At 47.8% G+C, this 2,839-nt stretch carries 3 protein-coding genes; 2 read left to right on the top strand and 1 reads right to left on the bottom strand.

The window, feature by feature from the left end; translation table 11 throughout:
* Positions 1-294 precede the first annotated feature (294 nt).
* Positions 295-1,404 carry a hypothetical protein gene (locus tag GF309_12085; protein MBD3159522.1) on the top strand — a complete coding sequence of 370 codons (1,110 nt, stop codon included), beginning with the start codon at positions 295-297 and terminating at the stop codon, positions 1,402-1,404.
* A gap of 6 nt (positions 1,405-1,410) precedes the next feature.
* Positions 1,411-2,361, top strand: coding sequence for a hypothetical protein (locus GF309_12080; GenBank protein MBD3159521.1), 951 nt, complete (start codon positions 1,411-1,413; stop codon positions 2,359-2,361).
* Here the strand turns inward: GF309_12080 and GF309_12075 are convergent.
* The coding region (locus tag GF309_12075; GenBank protein ID MBD3159520.1) for an aminotransferase class V-fold PLP-dependent enzyme at positions 2,349-2,839 on the bottom strand (491 nt) is incomplete at its 5' end. The genes GF309_12080 and GF309_12075 overlap by 13 nt on opposite strands.

Genomic DNA, 2,839 nt, shown 5'->3' with positions numbered 1-2,839 from the left:
TTGCGGACCTTGATTATGGCCTATCAGAATCAGAGTGGGGAAGATGGAGATGACCAAGAGCTGGTCAACGTGTTGTCTGGCTACGCCAGTTCGGGAATCGCTGACATCCGTCAGCAGACTGAGGGAAAGAGTCGCACTGAGGTTTATGAGTTTCTGCTGGGGCAAGTAGATTATAATTAGAGCGACTGTCGTCTTGTGTTTTACCTCAGTTCGCTCTCATACAAAGCGACATAGATCCAAGGAGTTTCGCTTTTCGCGTACAGTGAAAACTACCGTGTAAGGTGGGTGAAAGAAATGACAATCGATACAAAGCTAAGGTTTGAGTCAATCGACAACCTTTTTTTGGATCCGCTAAATCCCAGACTTGGGCGAAACACCACAGGTCGCGAGGTCTCACAAGAAGAGATTCTTGAGATGATGAGAAGTTGGACGCTTGAAGAATTGGCCCTCTCTTACTTGGAGAATGGGGGCTTCTGGCCTCAGGAAGCTCTACTGGTTACGGAAGAGGAACTCTATGGAGAAACAAGGCTAGTTGTAGTAGAAGGTAACCGCAGGCTTGCTGCGTTGAGATACCTGCGAGACGCATATGAGGGAAATCCTGCTTCACGCAAGTGGACTGCCATTACAGAAAGCACGGAACGACCTGCTGAGCTTTTCTCTAGGGTTCCATATATACTCGTCGACTCCCGTCAGGAGATTCAGGCCTTCCTCGGCTTCAGACACGTTACAGGCATTAAGCAATGGGATGCTGATGAAAAAGCTGGGTTCATTGCCAGGCTGATAGATGAGGAAGGATTCACCTATAGGCAAGTAATGCGCAAAATTGGCAGCAAGACACCCACTGTGCGCAAAAACTATGTCGCCTATCGTTTGTTGCTTCAAATTGAAGACACGGTAGAAGGCTTTGATCCTCGATTGGCTGAGAATCGCTTTGCTATACTCTACATGTCGATTGCCACGGAGGGAGTAAGGGAGTATTTGCAAATTGACACACTGGCTGATCCAGAAATCGCTAGGACTCCCGTTCCGGATGAGCGTTTGGACAATTTGGCCAATTTCGCGCGTTGGCTTTTTGGAACAGAGGAACAGCTTCCGCTAGTGACAGACACGCGTCAAATCAGTGACTTCGGAAAGATACTAGCCAGTGAGGAGGCGGTAAGCTATCTAGAAACAAGATCTAGTCCAAAATTCGAGATAGCATACCGAATAGCAGGTGGAGATGAAGCCGAGATCGTAAGATATATAGACGAAGCCTCGGATAATCTGGAACTAGCACTAACTAGAGTTCACATATTCAAGGGCTCAGATAGTGTCAAAAAAGCTGTAAGAAGATTGGGAGCCGATGCGCTTCAACTTCTGAGTATCTTTCCTGCGATCCATCAGAGTCTTCAGGAGGAGGAATAGAGAACCGTGCTCGCTATTCCAACCAAGGGAGTGGGGCGATCAGTCAACGCACATAATGTTAGGCTTGATGTCCTGTGCGATTGGATTGCTTCTACCGTCTTATATGAACAAACAGAGTTGTCTATCACAGATGTTGTTGATACTCTGATCGAGGAGGAAAAATACACAACGGAAGATTTCGCTTACGAGATGCTGGGAAATGTTTGGATGGAGTTCCGTCGACGTCAACACTGTATCGGTGGAGAATTCTATCCTCTTGAGATCCGTAGTAGATGGATTCGGCCACAATGCACTTGGAGACAATCTCCTGCCTATGCCTTCTGTCTGCTATTGTCAATAGCTCCTTACTATGACTGGTGGACAAGTGAAATTGGAGGAGACTATAATGAACAAGGGGAGCTGTTTGAACTGCTGACCAAAGAGTCACTTGAAGCGCAGTATCAGGAATGGAGATTCTTGCATACAGGTTGGGCTAGGAGCAATACAGCTGGCCTTGAAAGAATTGTCAATGAAATTGCGGAGCACTTGGGAGAGTCACAGGGACGCCTTGCTCTTTGGAATGAACCAAATGTAAAGGAATTAGGGCTTGATCTTCTATTCTACCGATCTTATCCAGATGGACGCGTGGGGATACCCGTCTATCTGATGCAATGTGCAAGTGGTGGGAATTGGCATTCTAAGCGAAACACCCCAGATCTAAATATCTGGGGGGATGTAGTCCAATTTACAACTATGCCCAAGAGAGCATTTGCGGTACCCTTCGCTCTTGAAGACAAAGAGTTTACTCAGAGCTGCGTGATTGTTGATGGTCTATTGGTCGACCGTTGTCGATTGCTGGCAGCTTCTCGCTATCAAGACCCTTGGGTTTCTGAATCTCTTGAAGAGCGGATCATCATCTGGGTAGAACCAAGGATACGCAAGCTATTGCAGCACTCGTTTGACTATTATCCGGGATAGTCAGGCATTAATGATCGTAACCTCTTAACCGAAACCGCTATGCGTGAAATCACAGAATCAATCATAGAATCGTCATTGGATCTTCCCACCCCAATCCTAAGAGTAGCGTGTGCTCGCTCTTCTCCAAATCCAAGCGCCAGTATTACATGCGAAGGTTCAACACTGGCCGCGGTGCAGGCAGAACCCGTCGAGATAGCAACACCTTCAAGATTCATAACTAGAGCCTTGGCATCAATCCCTGGGATGCTCACACTCAGGTTGTGCGGCAATCGCTGAGTAGGATGCCCGTTCAGTTTAATACCCTCGATTTTTTCTCGCAGGCTCTCATACATATGCCGTGTCCAGCCACGATACCTCACAGCAGCTTCATCCATCTCCTGACGAGCGATTCTTACGGCCTCGCCAAAGCCCACAATAGCCGGCACGTTTAGCGTTCCAGATCGAATGCCGCGCTCGTGCCCCCCGCCGTAGATCCTCG

This window comes from Candidatus Lokiarchaeota archaeon (assembly GCA_014730275.1).
In the GTDB taxonomy this organism is placed as follows: Archaea; Asgardarchaeota; Thorarchaeia; order Thorarchaeales; family Thorarchaeaceae; genus WJIL01.
Note: the sequence above shows the minus strand (reverse complement) of the source record. Positions and strands in the feature narration are given on the sequence as shown.